This is a genomic window from Nocardiopsis sp. NRRL B-16309 (genome assembly GCF_001279585.1).
Lineage (GTDB): Bacteria > Actinomycetota > Actinomycetes > Streptosporangiales > Streptosporangiaceae > Nocardiopsis.
Genome location: NZ_LGEC01000148.1, coordinates 24,563 through 40,033, shown reverse-complemented (window position 1 = coordinate 40,033; position 15,471 = coordinate 24,563). Strand labels below are relative to the sequence as shown.

Annotated in this window: 14 protein-coding genes; 10 read left to right on the top strand and 4 right to left on the bottom strand. The window is 72.6% G+C overall.

Going from position 1 to position 15,471, the window contains the following annotated elements; all coding sequences use genetic code 11:
- Position 1: 1 nt before the first annotated feature.
- The 4 genes from ADL05_RS28590 to ADL05_RS28575 all read right to left on the bottom strand — a co-directional run bounded on the left by ADL05_RS28590 (position 2) and on the right by ADL05_RS28575 (position 4,216).
- Positions 2–1,864: a long-chain fatty acid--CoA ligase gene (locus ADL05_RS28590; RefSeq protein WP_053620127.1), complete on the bottom strand. Its 1,863-nt coding sequence runs from the start codon at positions 1,862–1,864 to the stop codon at positions 2–4.
- A 240-nt stretch (positions 1,865–2,104) separates the two neighbouring features.
- Positions 2,105–2,557: a Cys-tRNA(Pro) deacylase gene (gene ybaK, locus ADL05_RS28585; RefSeq protein WP_053620126.1), complete on the bottom strand. Its 453-nt coding sequence runs from the start codon at positions 2,555–2,557 to the stop codon at positions 2,105–2,107.
- A 129-nt stretch (positions 2,558–2,686) separates the two neighbouring features.
- Entirely contained in the window at positions 2,687–3,463 is a 777-nt protein-coding gene (locus ADL05_RS28580; RefSeq protein ID WP_053620125.1) for an LON peptidase substrate-binding domain-containing protein, read from the bottom strand.
- A gap of 192 nt (positions 3,464–3,655) precedes the next feature.
- A complete protein-coding gene (locus ADL05_RS28575; RefSeq protein WP_053620124.1) occupies positions 3,656–4,216 on the bottom strand; it encodes a ferritin in 561 nt (186 codons plus the stop codon).
- Between the two features lie 260 nt (positions 4,217–4,476).
- Between ADL05_RS28575 and hisD the strand changes: the two genes are divergently transcribed.
- From hisD to ADL05_RS28530, 10 genes are all read left to right on the top strand, one after another.
- Positions 4,477–5,778: a histidinol dehydrogenase gene (gene hisD / locus ADL05_RS28570; RefSeq protein WP_082376963.1), complete on the top strand. Its 1,302-nt coding sequence runs from the start codon at positions 4,477–4,479 to the stop codon at positions 5,776–5,778.
- A gap of 471 nt (positions 5,779–6,249) precedes the next feature.
- Positions 6,250–7,347: a histidinol-phosphate transaminase gene (locus tag ADL05_RS28565; RefSeq protein WP_197285974.1), complete on the top strand. Its 1,098-nt coding sequence runs from the start codon at positions 6,250–6,252 to the stop codon at positions 7,345–7,347.
- A gap of 85 nt (positions 7,348–7,432) precedes the next feature.
- Positions 7,433–8,026 carry an imidazoleglycerol-phosphate dehydratase HisB gene (hisB, locus tag ADL05_RS28560; RefSeq protein ID WP_053620121.1) on the top strand — a complete coding sequence of 198 codons (594 nt, stop codon included), beginning with the start codon at positions 7,433–7,435 and terminating at the stop codon, positions 8,024–8,026.
- Positions 8,027–8,188 carry a hypothetical protein gene (locus ADL05_RS31425; protein WP_197285973.1) on the top strand — a complete coding sequence of 54 codons (162 nt, stop codon included), beginning with the start codon at positions 8,027–8,029 and terminating at the stop codon, positions 8,186–8,188.
- 33 nt (positions 8,189–8,221) lie between these two features.
- Positions 8,222–8,875, top strand: a complete 654-nt coding sequence (gene hisH, locus ADL05_RS28555; protein WP_053620120.1) for an imidazole glycerol phosphate synthase subunit HisH — start codon at positions 8,222–8,224, stop codon at positions 8,873–8,875.
- Between the two features lie 32 nt (positions 8,876–8,907).
- A complete protein-coding gene (priA, locus tag ADL05_RS28550) occupies positions 8,908–9,666 on the top strand; it encodes a bifunctional 1-(5-phosphoribosyl)-5-((5-phosphoribosylamino)methylideneamino)imidazole-4-carboxamide isomerase/phosphoribosylanthranilate isomerase PriA (RefSeq protein WP_053620119.1) in 759 nt (252 codons plus the stop codon).
- Positions 9,663–10,436, top strand: coding sequence for an imidazole glycerol phosphate synthase subunit HisF (hisF, locus tag ADL05_RS28545; RefSeq protein ID WP_053620118.1), 774 nt, complete (start codon positions 9,663–9,665; stop codon positions 10,434–10,436). Before priA ends, hisF begins: the two co-directional genes overlap by 4 nt.
- A 262-nt stretch (positions 10,437–10,698) precedes the next feature.
- Positions 10,699–11,295, top strand: coding sequence for a peptidoglycan-binding protein (locus ADL05_RS28540; protein ID WP_053620117.1), 597 nt, complete (start codon positions 10,699–10,701; stop codon positions 11,293–11,295).
- Positions 11,296–11,526: 231 nt separating this feature from the next.
- Positions 11,527–13,578: an ABC transporter ATP-binding protein gene (locus ADL05_RS28535; RefSeq protein WP_053620116.1), complete on the top strand. Its 2,052-nt coding sequence runs from the start codon at positions 11,527–11,529 to the stop codon at positions 13,576–13,578.
- Positions 13,575–15,416 (top strand): ABC transporter ATP-binding protein, encoded by a 1,842-nt coding sequence (locus ADL05_RS28530; protein ID WP_053620115.1) that lies wholly within the window; start codon positions 13,575–13,577, stop codon positions 15,414–15,416. The genes ADL05_RS28535 and ADL05_RS28530 overlap by 4 nt, the downstream gene beginning before the upstream one ends.
- Positions 15,417–15,471 lie beyond the last annotated feature (55 nt).

Here is a 15,471-nt window from a genome sequence, read left to right as displayed (position 1 = left end):
GTCACAGCGCCTGGACCGAGTCCTCGTACATGGCGTCGAGCAGGTCACGGTACTTGTCCTCGACCGCGCGCCGCCGCATCTTCAGACTGGGCGTGATCTCGCCCTCGTCCACGGAGAGCTCACGGGGCAGGATGGTGAACTTCTTGATCGTCTCGTGCCGCGGCAGGTCCCGGTTGAGCACGTCGATGGCCTCCTGCACCATCTGGCGCACCTTGGGCTCCTTGACCAGCCCGGCGTAGTTCAGGTCACCCAGGCCGTTCTCCCGCGCCCAGACCTCGATCGCCTCCGGGTCCAGGGCCACCAGCGCCACACAGTAGGCGCGCCGGTCGCCGTGCACGACGAAGTTGCTGATGTAGGGGCACACCGACTTGAACCGGCTCTCGATGCCCTGCGGCGCCACGTACTTGCCGCCCGAGGTCTTGATCAGCTCCTTCTTGCGGTCGGTGATCCTCAACCGGCCCTCCTCCAGGACACCGATGTCGCCGGTGGCGAACCAGCCGTCCTCGGTGAGCACCTCCTCGGTGGCGCCGGAGAGGTTGTGGTAGCCGCGCATCACGCCGCCGCCGCGCAGCAGCACCTCGCCGTCCTCGGCGATCCGGACCTCCGTGCCCGGCATCGGAAGCCCGACCGTGCCGAAGCGCACGTCGCCCGGCCGGTTGACGAAGGAGCCGGCGCTGGTCTCGGTGAGCCCGTACCCCTCCAGGATCGTCACGCCCGCGCCGTAGAAGAAGCGCCCGATCTCCGGTGCGAGGGGAGCGCTGCCGGAGACGAAGAACTTGAGCCGTCCGCCGAACCTGGCGCGCAGCTTGCTGAACACCAGCCGGTCGGCCACCGCGTGCTGCAGGGCGAGCAGACCCGCGGGCTCCCTGCCCTGCTCCTTGAGCCGGGCGACCCGGTCGCCCACGCCCACGGCCCAGGTGAAGATGCGGAACTTGGCGGCCCCGCCCTCCTTGGCCTGCATGACCACGCGGTTGTAGACCTTCTCGAAGATGCGCGGCGCCGCCGCCATGAACGTGGGCCGCACGATCGCGAGGTTGTCGACGATCTTGTCGACGCGCCCGTCCACCGCCGTCCTGAACCCCATCCGCAACTGGCTGACCTGCATGTACTTGCCGAAGACATGGGACAGCGGCAGCCACAGGTACTGCACGTCGTCGCCGGTCATCAGGTCGTGGCCCTGCGCCTTCACCTCCTCCCCGAGGTCGTGGACCGCCTGCGCCTCGTACAGCCAGTTGGCGTGGTCCAGCCGGACGCCCTTGGGCCGCCCGGTGGTGCCGGAGGTGTAGATGAGGGTGGCGAGGTGGTCGGGCCGGACCGCGTCCACGAGCTCGTCGAACAGGTCGGGCTTCTCCGCGGCCAGCTCGGCGCCCCTGGCCTCCAGTTCGGCCAGCGTCATGACCCAGTCGCCGTCGCCCTCGCCGTCGAAGACCACGACCTTGGACAGCCCCGGCATCCGGGGGCGCTGGTCGACGAGCTTGGCCACCTGCTCCGCGTCCTCGGCGAAGGCGACCATGCTGCCCGAGTCGGAGACGATGTAGGCGCAGTCGGGCGGTGTGGAGGAGGGGTAGATGGTCGTGACGGCACCGCCGGCGCACAGCACGCCGAGGTCGGCCAGGATCCACTCGATCCTGGTGCCCGAGTCGATGGCGCACCTGGCCTGGGAGGTCACCCCGAGGGTGTGCAGGCCGAGTGCGATGTGGCGCACCCGGTCCAGCGTCTGTGACCAGGTGAGGGACCTCCACTCCTCCGGAGCGCCGGTCGTGTTGGGGACGGGGTGGCTGAAAGCCTCGTGGTCACCCGATTCCCGTACGCGGGAGAGGAACATGTCGGGGACGGAACGAGCGGGGGATTCACTGTTGCCCATGTCACAAAGCTACCCCTGGGTAGGGGTTGCGGCAACAGTCGGTACACACGCTCCGGCCCCGGACCGGCCAGGGAGTGTTCTTCTGCGGGCTTCCGGGTGAGCGAGCGGTCGTCAGGCCATCTCTCGCAGGACGATGTGCGAAGTTCAGCCTGGTTGTGCTGCACGAGCGCAGAGGCGCAGCGAGAGGCAGCCTGGCGGCCGCGAGCCCGGAATGCTGCAAGAAACACGACCCAGGACGGATCAGACCGCGCCGATCGGCGCGGTGACGGCCTCGGTCAGCGAGAGCAGGTCCCGCGGCGCCAACTCCATCTGCAGCCCGCGCCGCCCGGCGGAGACGAACACCGACGGAAGGCCCGTGACCGAGGAGTCCACCACCGTCCGCAGCCGTTTGCGCTGTCCCAGCGGGCTGATGCCGCCGCGCACGTACCCCGTGATCTTCTCCGCGCGGGCCGGATCCGCCATCGCGGCCTTCTTCCCGCCCACCGCGGACGCCAGCGCCTTGAGGTTGAGTGTCGTGCTCACCGGGACGACCCCCACGGTGAAGACCCCGTCCACCTCGGCGATCAGCGTCTTGAAGACCCGCGCGTGCGGCACACCGAGCGCGTCGGCGGCCTCCGCCCCGTAGGAGTGCCCGTCGCCGTCGACCGAGTACGGATGGAGGGTGAAGGTCGTCTTGGTCCGCCCGGCGGCCACGGTCGCGGGCGTGGCTTGTGCACTCATGGATCCCCTGGTGGTGTGTCGGCGCGCCTGAGCGCGGGTCTGCGTCCCGGCACGAGAGCGCGCCCCGGCCGTTCCGGACGCACACCCGGCCCGCCCAGCAATCTAGTTGAACGAGACGCCGTTGTTGAGGAAGGGGCCCGCGGGGAGATTGGGAAGAGTGGGAGCCGCCACGATCCGGTTCTCCCTGCGCAGGAAGCGCGCGGCCACCGCGAGCCGCGTCGCGGCGTCCTCCGCCTCCAGCAGCCGCTGCTTCTCCGCCTGGTCCAGCACCGTCGAAGCCGCCACCGAGTAGGACAGGGCGATCGGGTCCTTGGGCAGGTCGGGCGAGGTCTCGGGCGCCATGCCGATCGCGGCCAGGCGCTCACAGTAGACCTCGTACAGGTCCCGGACCCGTTCGGCGTGTTCCTCCACGTCCGGCCCCAGGGGCTCGGGCAGGAAGGACACCGAGGCCTGCGCGTACTCGTCGGGGGAGGAGGGGTCGACCTCGGACAGGTCGGTGACGGAGAACCGGGCGCCGCCCTCCACGACCAGGTCGTAGCGCCCGTCGCCGTAGGGCCGCACGTCGCGGACCACGGCCGTGCACCCCACCGCGCTGATCCTGGGCAGTGACGCGTGCGAGCCGCCGGTCGTCGGCACACCCGTCTCCGCGCCGCCCGCGCCCTGCCCGGACTCGCTGGCCACCTCGTGGCCCAGTTCGATCCACACCACTCCGAAGCGCCGCGGCCCGCGTGATCCCTCCCCGGCGGCGGAGGACTCGGCTTCGGTGTCGAGCAGTTCCGACACCAGGCGCCGGTAGCGCCGCTCGAAGATGTGCAGAGGGACGCTCATACCGGGGAACAACACGGTGTTCAGCGGAAAGATCGGCAGTGCCACGGGCATACCCCCAGTATGCCGGTCATGACGCGCTGCGGGCGTCGCCGTCCCGGCGCGCGGCGCACAGTGGCGCCCCGCGCCGGGCACACGCGAGCGTCCCGGGGCGGGACGGCCGGTTCTCCCCTCAAAGACCGGCCGAGCCGGCGCCCCGGGACGCGTGGACGGGCCACCCTCCGGTGGCCGTGGCTGCCGCCCCGGTCAGGAGACCGAGGGTCCGGCCGTGCCAGGAGCGCCCTGGCTGCCGGCGTCGTCGCTGGGCATGTCGCGGGCGACGAAGGTCTCCACGTCGAACAGGTTGCCGTTCGAGCGGTCCACCACGTTGAGCAGGGTGGACATCTTGGCGACCTCCTCGGTCTGCTCCTGGATGAACCACTGGAGGAACTGCTCGCCGGTGTAGTCGTCCTCGTCGCGGGCCACCTTGGCCATGCGCAGGAACTGGTCGGTCACCTCGCGCTCCTGGCGCAGGGCCAGGGCGACGAGGTCGCGCGGAGCGGTGAAATGCGTCTCGATCTCGTCCACGCCCGGCATGGCGAAGTCGATGTCGCTGTCCAGCAGGAAACGCACGATCATCATCGCGTGGTCGCGCTCCTCGAGCGACTGCTCGTAGAACACCCGGGCCAGCTGCGGGAGGTCCTGGTTGTCGAACCAGGTCGCGATCGCGACGTACTGGTGCGAAGCGGTGAACTCGTGCCGCACCTGGTCAACCAGGAGGCGGTGGAACTTGGAAAGGCCGCTATCCGAACTCTTAACTGCAGTCATGGCCCCACGATAACGCAAACAATGGCGATATGCGAAACGCACACGAGCGTCTCGGAATTAGTTAGGCAAGCCTTTCGCAATATCGCTGAGGTTAGGTATTCCAAAGTAAGGCGACACTTATTCGTCCGGTATGCGGGGGGCTGTTCCACGATGCCCCCGCGACGGTGTTCGCCCCGGTCGCACCCGCCGTGCGCGGATGTGGTGTCCATCATTCGGACACCGCCACCCGCCAGGCGGGCGGAGCACCCTAGACTGGGGCCGTGATCAGTCGAATCGACCTCCGAGGCACCCAAGGCGACCCCCGAGAAGCCCTTCCGCGGGCGGAACTCGACGTGGCGGCCGCCGTCGACCGCGTGCGACCGCTGTGCGAGGACGTGCGCCATCGCGGAACCGAGGCACTGATCGACCTCACCGAACGCTTCGACGGCGTCCGGCTCACCGACATCCGCGTCCCCAAGGACGCGATCGACGCCGCCCTGGCCGACCTCGACCCGGTCGTGCGCGCCGCGCTGGAGGAGTCCATCCGCCGCGCCCGCATGGTCCACCGCGACCAGCGCCGCACCGACCACACCACCCAGGTCGTCCCCGGCGGCTCCGTGACCGAGAAGTGGATCCCCGTCGACCGCGTCGGCCTGTACGTACCGGGCGGGCGCGCGGTCTACCCCTCCAGCGTCATCATGAACGTCGTTCCCGCCCAGGAGGCGGGCGTGCGGTCCCTGGCCGTCACCTCGCCGCCCCAGAGCGACTTCGGCGGGCTGCCGCACCCGACCATCCTCGCGGCCTGCGCCCTGCTGGGCGTCGACGAGGTCTACGCCGTGGGCGGCGCCCAGGCCGTGGCGATGTTCGCCTACGGCGCGGGCGAGTGCGGTCGCGTCGACATGGTCACCGGCCCGGGCAACATCTGGGTCGCCGCCGCCAAGCGCCTGCTCAAGGGGGTCATCGGCATCGACGCCGAGGCCGGTCCCACCGAGATCGCCATCCTGGCCGACGCCACCGCCGACCCCGACTACGTCGCCGCCGACCTCATCAGCCAGGCCGAGCACGACGTCGTCGCCGCCTCCGTCCTGGTGACCCCGGACGAGGCCCTGGCCGAGGCCGTCACCGCGCGCCTGGCCGTCCGCGCCGCCGCCACCAAGCACGGCGACCGGGTCCGCGAGGCCCTGGCGGGACCCCAGTCCGGGATCGTCCTGGTCGACGACCTCGACCACGGGCTCGCCGTCGTGGACGCCTACGCGGCCGAACACCTGGAGATCATGACCGAGGACGCCGCGGGGGTCGCCGACCGCGTGCGCAACGCGGGCGCGATCTTCGTCGGCGACCACTCGCCGGTCTCCCTGGGGGACTACGCCGCCGGATCCAACCACGTCCTGCCCACCGGCGGCTGCGCCTGCCACTCCGGTGGTCTGAGCGTGCAGACCTTCCTGCGGGGGGTGCACATCGTCGACTACACCCGCGACGCGCTGGCCGACGTCGCCCACCATGTCATCGCCCTGGCCGAGGCGGAGGACCTGCCCGCGCACGGCGAGGCCGTGGCCGCGCGGACGGACCCGAGCCGGAACTGAGCCCGGCGGCACCGCCGGGAGGCGCGGGATGCGGTCACCGCGAGCACGGCGGCCCGGACTCGTCCGGCGCCGGTGCGTGTCGGCGCTCGCGACACCGGGTCTCCCAGCACGGCCCGGACGCCGTCCACCCGAACGGACGGTCCCGCGGCCACCGGCCCGCCCGCCGATGTCGAGGGGTGGTGCCGCGGCCCCGGGCCCGTCCCGAGGGACGGCCGCGCGGCCACCGGCTCGCCGTCAAGGGAGACGGAGGTCCGGGCGGCTCCGGGTCCACCCGAACGGGTGGTCCCGCGGTCAAGGGCTCGCCTGCCAGCGTCGACAGGCGGTGCCACGGCGCCAGGCCCGCCCCGGCGGGCGGCCCACCCACCGGCCACCGGCCCGCCCGCTGCGGTCCGCACCGGGCGGCCCGACCACGGCGGGGCCGCCCGAACGGACGGCCCGACGGCCACACGACCCACCGGCCCACAACCGAGCATGAGCGTGACACACGTGAGCTTCAGCCTCAACGACCTGCCCCTGCGCGACGACCTCAAAGGCCAGTCGCCCTACGGCGCGCCGCAGATGGACGTGCCGGTGGTCCTCAACACCAACGAGAACCCGCACCCGCCCTCCGCCCGCCTGGCCAAGGCCCTGGCCGAGGCGGTCGCCCAGACCGCCCTCGACCTGAACCGCTACCCCGACCGCGACGCCGTGCGCCTGCGCGAGGGCCTGGCCGCCTACCTCGGCCACGGGCTGACCGCCGCCCAGGTGTGGGCCGCCAACGGCTCCAACGAGGTCCTCCAGCAGATCCTCCAGGCCTTCGGCGGGCCCGGCCGCACCGCGATGGGCTTCGAGCCCTCCTACTCGATGCACCCGATCATCTCCCGCGCCACCGGCACCGCGTGGGTGTCCGTCCCGCGCGACGCCGAGTTCCGCGTCGACGTCGAGGCCGCCCTGGCCGCCATCGAGGAGCACCGGCCCAGCGTCATCTTCCTCACCTCGCCCAACAACCCCACCGGTACCGCCGTGGACATCGCCGACATCCGGCGGCTGGCGGAGGCGGCGCCCGGGGTCCTGGTCGTGGACGAGGCCTACGCCGAGTTCCGCCGCGAGGACACGCCCAGCGCCGTGACGCTCCTGGACGAGCACCCGCGGCTCATCGTCTCGCGCACCATGTCCAAGGCCTTCGCCCTGGCCGGCGCGCGCGTGGGCTACCTCGCCGCCCACCCGGCCGTGGTCGACGCCCTCCAGCTCGTCCGCCTGCCCTACCACCTGTCCGCGGTCACCCAGGTGGTCGCGCTCACCGCGCTGGACCACGCCGACGAACTCCTGGGCGCCGTCGCCGACCTGCGCGCCGAACGCGACGCCCTGGTCGCCTGGCTGCGCGAACACGGTTTCACCGTCGCCGACTCCGACGCCAACTTCGTCCAGTTCGGCGAGTTCGAGGACCGCACGAGCGTGTGGCGGGCGATGCTCGACCACCAGGTGCTCATCCGCGAGGTCGGCCCGCCCGGCTGGCTGCGCGTCACCGTCGGCACCCCGCAGGAGATGGCCGCCTTCCGCGCCGCCCTGCTCGCGGCCACTGGGCGCTGACCGCCCACCCGCAGCCCGCCCACCCGTCGCCACCAGCAACGAACGGCCCCAGGGCCGCCTATCCTCAACGCCAGGAGGGACCACCATGAGCCGCATCGGACGCGTCGAACGCGCCACCAAGGAGACCAAGGTCAGGGTCGAGATCGACCTCGACGGCACCGGGGTCGCCGACGTCTCCACCGGCGTCGGCTTCTTCGACCACATGCTCGACCAGCTCGCCAAGCACGGCCTGTTCGACATCACCGTGCGCACCGAGGGCGACCTGCACATCGACTCCCACCACACGATGGAGGACACCGCCCTGGCCCTGGGCGCCGCCTTCCGCGAGGCCCTCGGCGACAAGCGCGGCATCCGCCGCTTCGCCGACGCCAAGGTGCCCCTGGACGAGGCCCTGGCCGAGGTCACCGTCGACGTCTCGGGCCGCCCCTACCTCGTGCACAGCGAGCCCGAGGGCATGGCGCCCGTCATCGGCCGCGACTACGACACCACCATGACCCGGCACATCCTGGAGTCGTTCGTCGCCCAGGCGCGCATCGCCCTGCACGTCCACGTGCCCTACGGCCGCAACGCCCACCACATCGTCGAGTGCCAGTTCAAGGCCCTGGCCCGCGCCCTGCGCACGGCCACCGAGGACGACCCCCGCGTGAGCGGAGTCCCCTCCACCAAGGGCGCCCTGTAGATGGACGGCGACCTGTGGGGGCTGTTCTTCATCGTGCTGGCCGGATTCCTGGCCGGCGGCACCTACGCCCTGTGGAAGACCAACCGGGCCCTGGCCGTCGCCCTGGGCGGATGCACGGCGCTGGCCGTGGCCGCCGGCGTACTCCGGCTCGGCTACCTCTAGACCCCGGCGACCTCGAGTAAAGGAAGCACACCCATGCCCGCACACGTGGTCGTCTTCGACTACGGCTCCGGCAACCTGCGCTCGGCCCAGCGCGCCATGGAGCGCACCGGCGCCGAGGTGACCGTCACCTCCGACCCGCGCGTGGCGCTCGACTCCGACGGGCTCGTCGTCCCCGGCGTCGGCGCCTTCAGCGCCTGCATGTCCAGCCTGCGGGCCGCCGGCGGCGACCGCGTCATCGGCAGGCGCGTGGCCGGGGGGCGCCCCGTCCTGGCCATCTGCGTGGGCCTGCAGGTCCTGTTCGACCGCGGGGTCGAACAGGCCGGCGTGCACGCCGAGGAGAAGGCCACCGAGGGCTGCGGCGAGTGGCCCGGCACCGTCGAGCGCCTGCGCGCGCCCATCCTGCCCCACATGGGCTGGAACACCGTCCGCGCGCCCGAGGACTCCGTGCTCTTCGACGGCATCGACCCCGGCGACCGGTTCTACTTCGTGCACTCCTACGCCGTGCGCACCTGGGAGCTCGCCTCCCACAACCCGCGCGTGAACGCGCCCAGGGTCACCTGGGCCGAACACGGCGAACCGTTCGTGGCCGCCGTCGAGAACGGGCCCCTGAGCGCCACCCAGTTCCACCCGGAGAAGTCCGGCGACGCCGGCGCCCGCCTGCTGGCCAACTGGGCCGCCACTCTGTAGCGCCACCACCCCACCGAGTACGAGAAGGCAAGATGACCGGCGAGACCACCACGACCGCACCCGTCCTCGAACTGCTGCCCGCCGTGGACGTGGCGGGCGGCCAGGCCGTCCAGCTCGTCCAGGGCAAGGCCGGTTCCGGCGGCCAGTACGGCGACCCCTTCGAAGCCGCCACGGCCTGGCAGAACGCCGGCGCCGAGTGGATCCACCTCGTGGACCTGGACGCCGCCTTCGGCCGCGGCCACAACCGCGACCTGCTGCGCGACATCGTCGGCCGCCTGGACGTCAAGGTCGAGATGTCCGGCGGCATCCGCGACGACGAGTCCCTGGCCGCCGCCCTGTCCACCGGCTGCCGGCGCGTGAACATCGGCACCGCCGCGCTGGAGAACCCCGAGTGGTGCGCCAGGATCATCGCCGAGCACGGCGACCGGATCGCCATCGGCCTGGACGTGCGCGGCACCACCCTGGCCGCGCGCGGCTGGACGCGGGACGGCGGCGACCTGTTCGCCACCCTGGAGCGCCTGGAGTCCGAGGGCTGCGCGCGCTACGTCGTCACCGACGTCAACAAGGACGGCACCCTCAAGGGCCCCAACCTCGACCTGCTGCGCACGGTGTGCGAGCGCACCGACAAGCCGGTCGTGGCCAGCGGCGGCGTGTCCAGTCTCGACGACCTCCGGGCGATCGCCACGCTCGTGCCCGAGGGCGTGGAGGGCGCGATCATGGGGACCGCGCTCTACGAGGGGGCGTTCACCCTGGAGGACGCCCTGGCGACCGTGAACGGAGTGAACCCGTGACCCTGGCCGTCCGAGTCATCCCCTGCCTGGACGTGGACGCCGGCCGCGTGGTCAAGGGCGTCAACTTCGAGAACCTGCGCGACGCGGGCGACCCGGTGGAACTCGCCGGGACCTACGACCGCGGCGGCGCCGACGAGCTCACCTTCCTGGACGTCACCGCCTCCAGCGGCAACCGGGAGACCACCTACGACGTGGTGCGCCGCACCGCCGACCAGGTGTTCATCCCCCTGACCGTGGGCGGCGGCGTGCGCAGCGCCGACGACGTCGACCAGCTGCTGCGCGCGGGCGCGGACAAGGTCGGCGTGAACACCGCCGCCATCGCCCGCCCCGAGCTCATCTCGGAGATCGCCGAGCGCTTCGGCCGCCAGGTCCTGGTGCTCTCCGCCGACGTGCGCCGCGTCCGCGAGGGCGGCGAGCCCACGCCCAGCGGGTTCGAGGTCACCACCCACGGCGGGCGCCGGGGCACCGGCACCGACGCCCTGGAGTGGTGCGAGCGCGCCGCCGACCTGGGAGCGGGCGAGATCCTGCTCAACTCGATGGACGCCGACGGCACGAAGGAGGGCTTCGACCTGGAACTCATCCGGGCCGTGCGCGCCCGCGTCGACGTGCCGCTGATCGCCTCCGGCGGGGCGGGGGCCGTGGAGCACTTCGTCCCGGCGGTCGAGGCCGGCGCCGACGCGGTCCTGGCCGCGACCGTCTTCCACTTCGGAGAGTTCACCATCGACGACGTCAAGCGGAGCCTGCGGGAGGCCGGCCACCCGGTGCGCTGAGGACACCGCGCGCGGACCGGACCCGCGCTCCGCCCGGGCCGGTCCGGGGCCGGTCCGGGACCGCGGGGGCGTCCTTCCCGCGGTGTCCGGCGCGACGCCGTGCGCCACCGGTCGGACGAGGACCGGCGGCTCCACGGGCGGGGCCGTGCCGCGGGCCGGCACGGCCCCGCGCGCTTTCCCGAACATGTGGTGAACGACACGTCCGCGCCGCTCATCCCATGAGGTGAACGAGGATCATCCTCGGCGGGAAGGAACACCTCTCATGTCCACCACATCGCGCACCCGCCCCACGGGCCGCCTGGCGGCCCTGCTCTCGGCCGGACTCCTGGTCCTGGCCGTCGCCCTGGCCGGCACCTCGTCGGCCTCCGCCCACGACCGGCCCGCCGCCCCGGTCCCCACGCCCGCCGCCGGCGCCGAGCCCTGGCCCGAGTACGGCACCGGTGACGCCGACGTCGACGTCGCGGCCGCCAAGCTCCTGCTCATCGACCTCGGCTACGACCCGCACATGGACTACTCCCACCCCATCCCCTTCAACGCGCAGATGGAGGCGTCGGTCAACGCCTACCAGGCCAACGGCGGCCTCACCCAGACCGGGCGGCTGGACGAGCCGACCTGGGAGCTGCTGAGCGACGACACCTTCGGCCTCTACCGGCGCGGCTCCAGCGGACCCGTCGTCGAGGCGGTCCAGCGCCTGCTCAACGCCAAGTACGCCCTCCACCTGGCCACCGACGGGCTCTACGGGCCCCAGACCGAGCGGGCGGTGCGCTCCGCACAGGACCACCTGGGCACCGACGTCGACGGCATCACCGGCCCCGCCACCTTCCGCGCACTCATCGCCTACCAGGGCTACGACCGCTGAGCCGTCCGCACGGAACGCGCCCCCCGACCCCGGGCGCCGCGCCCGCCACCTGGACGGAATAGCCCCGCAGCGGCCGACGCTGAAACAAACCGGTGGAACCTGTCGCTGACGCTGGATAGGTTGACCCGGCACGCGCACGGCCCGCTTCGGCATGCCCGGAGGACGCCGCGCGCCGGGGCCGCTGCCCGGTCGGCCGCACGCGGCCGACCGCACGACGAGAACGGGGGGCGCATGGCGCAGGGGACGACGACGCGGGACCGGAGCGAAGGGGAGGACGGCGCGCCACCCGAAGAGGGCAGGGACGCCTCCTCCGGGCGGGCCCCCGCAGCCGGGCCGGAGCGCCACACCCGGGTCTTCGCACGCGGCCTGCGGGTCATGTGGGTCGCCGCGCGGACCGAACCCCTCGTCTTCCTCACCGCCGTGGCCGGTGCCATGCTGCACGCCTTCGTCACGGTCGGGTCCGCCTCCGTCCTGGGCCATCTCACCGACGCCACCATCCTGCCCGCGTTCGCCAGCGGGGAGACCACCGCCGCCGCACTGCTCACCGCGGCCGCCCTGCTCATGGGCGTGGGCCTGGGCAAGGCCGTCGGACTCGCCCTGCGCCGCCTCTTCGCCGGGCTCCACCAGTTCCGGATGCAGGCCCGCTACCGCCGCGCCGTCGCCCGCAAGTACCTCGAACTCCCGCTGGCCTGGCACCACCGCCACCCCACCGGACAGCTGCTGTCCAACGCCAACGCCGACGTCGAGGCCGCCTGGTCGCCCCTGGCGCCCCTGCCCATGGCGGTCGGAAGCGTGTTCATGCTCCTCACCGCGGGCATCGCCATGATCGTCACCGATCCCGTCCTGGCGATGGTCGGCTTCGTCGTCTTCCCGGTCCTGGCCGTGGCCAACGTCGTCTACCAGCGCCGCGTCTCGCCCATGGCCTCCCGCGCCCAGGCCCTGCGCGCCGAGGTCAGCGGCGTGGCCCACGAGTCCTTCGACGGCGCCCTCGTCGTCAAGAGCCTGGGCCGCGAGGACACCGAGACCGAGCGCTTCACCCACGCCGCCCACCGCCTGCGCGACGCCCTCATCCAGGTCGGCCGGATGCGCTCGCTGTTCGACCCCTTCATGGAGGCCCTGCCCAACTTCGGCGTCCTCGCCGTCCTCCTCCTGGGCATGTGGCGCCTGTCCACCGGCGCCATCGACCCCGGCGACCTCGTCCAGATCGCCTACCTCTTCACCCTCATGGCGCTGTTCATCCGCGCCTTCGGCTGGATCCTGGGCGACCTGCCCCGCAGCGTCGTCGGGTGGGACCGCGTCCAGTCCGTCCTGCGCGCCGAGGGCACCATGGAACACGGCGACCGCACGCTCGACGACACCCCCACCGGCATCGCGCTCAGCGCCCGCGACGTCACCTTCTCCTACGCCGACGCCTACACCGCGGACGGCGCCGTGCACGACCTCATGGACGACACCGCCACCGGCGCGCGCACCACCGTACTCAACGGCGTCGACCTCGACATCGCCCCCGGGCGCACCGTCGCCCTGGTCGGCCCCACCGGATCGGGCAAGTCGACGCTGACCACCGTCCTGATGCGCCTGGTCGACCCCGACGCCGGCTCCGTCTCCTTCGACGGCGTCGACGTCCGCGACCTGGCCCGCGACCAGATCCCCACGCACGCCGCCCTCGTCCCCCAGGGCACGTTCGTGTTCGAGGACACCGTCCGCGACAACATCACCCTGGGCAGGGCCATCGACGACGACCAGGTGTGGGCGGCCCTGCGCCTGGCCCGCGCCGACGGGTTCGTCGGCGCGCTCGACGGCGGCCTCGACGCCCGGCTGGGGGAGAAGGGCACCACCCTCTCCGGAGGCCAGCGCCAGCGCCTGGCCCTGGCCCGCGCCATCGTGCGCCGCCCCCGCCTGCTGATCATGGACGACGCCACCTCCGCCGTGGACCCGCAGATCGAGGCCCAGATCCTGGCCGGACTGCGCGAACGCGACGACGCGGCCACCGTGGTCGTGGTCGCCTACCGCCGCGCCACCATCGAACTCGCCGACGAGGTCGTCTACCTCGAAGGCGGTCGCGTCCTGGCGCGCGGCACCCACGACGAACTCCTGCACACCTCGCCCGGCTACACCAAGCTCGTCACCGCCTACGAGCGCGCCTCCGCCGAGGCCGCGCGGGACCCCGTCCCCGAGGAGCCGGGGCCCCTCGACCCGCGCCCCGTCGACACCTCCCTGACCGATCCGACCGCCCGCGCCGGAGCGAACGGCGGCGCGACCACGGAGGAGACCCGCCGATGAGCGCACCAGCCCCGACCCGCTCCGACGAGCGCGCCCCCGACGACGACGGCGGCCGGCGCCGCTCCCTGCTGTCCCTGCACCGCTCCACCGACACCGCCATGGGCACCCTGCGCCGCGGCCTGCAGCTCTCACCGGAGTTCGCCAAGGGCCTGTGGATCACCCTGGCCCTGGCCGTGGTCGCCACCGCGGGCAAGATCATCGTGCCCGTCGCCGTCCAGCAGATCATCGACAACGGCCTGACCGGCCCGGACGGGCCCGACCTGGCGTTCGTCACCCGCATGGTGGCCACCTGCGCCGGCCTGCTCGTGGTCACCATGGCCTGCTCCTACCTGATGAACCTGCGCCTGTACCGGGCGACCGAGTCCGGGCTGGCCACCCTGCGGCGCAAGGCCTTCCGCCACGTGCACGACCTGTCCGTGCTCACCCAGAACAGCGAGCGCAAGGGCGCCCTGGTCTCCCGCGTCACCAGCGACGTCGACCAGATCAGCACCTTCATGCAGTGGGGCGGCCTGCTCCTGATCGTCAGCTCCGGACAGCTGCTCGTGGCCACCATCCTCATGGCCGTCTACTCCTGGCAGCTGACCATCGTCGTCTGGGTGTGCTTCCTGCCCCTGCTCTTCGGCGTGCGCTGGCTGCAGAAGCTGCTGTCCAAGGCCTACCTCAAGGTCCGCGAGCGCACCGGCGACATGCTCGGCGCGGTCGGAGAGACCGTCATGGGCGCCGCCGTCATCCGCGCGCACGGCACCGAGGAGCGCACCGCCGGACGCATCGACACCACCGTGCTGGCCACCCGCGCCGCCCAGGTCCGGGCCCAGCGCCTGTCCATGGCCGTCTCGCCCTTCGCCGAGATCGTCGCCGCCGTCGGCAACACCGCCGTGGTCCTGGTCGGCGTGTGGCTCGGCCTGGGCGGCGGCCTCACCGCCGGGCAGCTCATCGCCTTCCTCTTCCTCATGACGCTGTTCATCCAGCCCATGATGATGGCCACCGAGATCTTCAACGAGGCCCAGAACGCCATCGCCGGGTGGCGGCGCGTCCTGGGTGTCCTGGACACCGTCCCCGACATCGCCGACCCCGGCGAGGCCGGGCACGTGCTCCCGCGCGGCCCCGTCGAGGTGCGCTTCGACCACGTGACCTACGCCTACCCCGAGGGCCCCGTCGTCCTGGACGACGTGGACGTCACCATCGCCCCCGGCACCCGCGTCGCGGTGGTGGGGGAGACCGGATCGGGCAAGACCACCTTCGTCAAGCTCCTGACCCGGCTCATGGACCCGGCGCGGGGCACCGTCCGACTCGACGGCGTGGACCTGCGGGAGGTCGCCTTCACGTCACTGCGCGGGCGCGTGGTCATGGTGCCGCAGGAGGGCTTCCTCTTCGACAGCTCCCTGGGCGACAACATCCGCTTCGCCCGACCCGAGAGCACCGACGCCGAACTGGAGGCCGCCGTCACCGAACTCGGGCTGGCCGACTGGCTCGGCAGCCTCGCCCACGGGCTGAACACCCCCGTGGGCCAACGGGGGGAGTCGCTCTCGGCGGGGGAGCGCCAGCTCGTCGCCCTGGTCCGCGCCTACGTCGCCGACCCCGACCTGCTGGTCCTGGACGAGGCCACCTCGGCGGTGGACCCGCACACCGAGGTGCGCATCCAGCGCGCCCTGGACCGGCTCACGCGGGGCCGCACCTCGGTGGCCATCGCCCACCGGCTCTCGACGGCCGAGGCGGCCGACCGGGTGCTCGTCTTCGACGACGGGCGCGTCGTCCAGAGCGGCGCGCACGCCGAACTCGTCGACCGGCCGGGGGTCTACGCCGACCTGTACGCCTCCTGGGCCCGCTCCTCCGCCTGAGGGGCGCACCGGCCGCACCCGGCGGGCGCGGCCGGGCCGGTACCCGGCGGGTGGC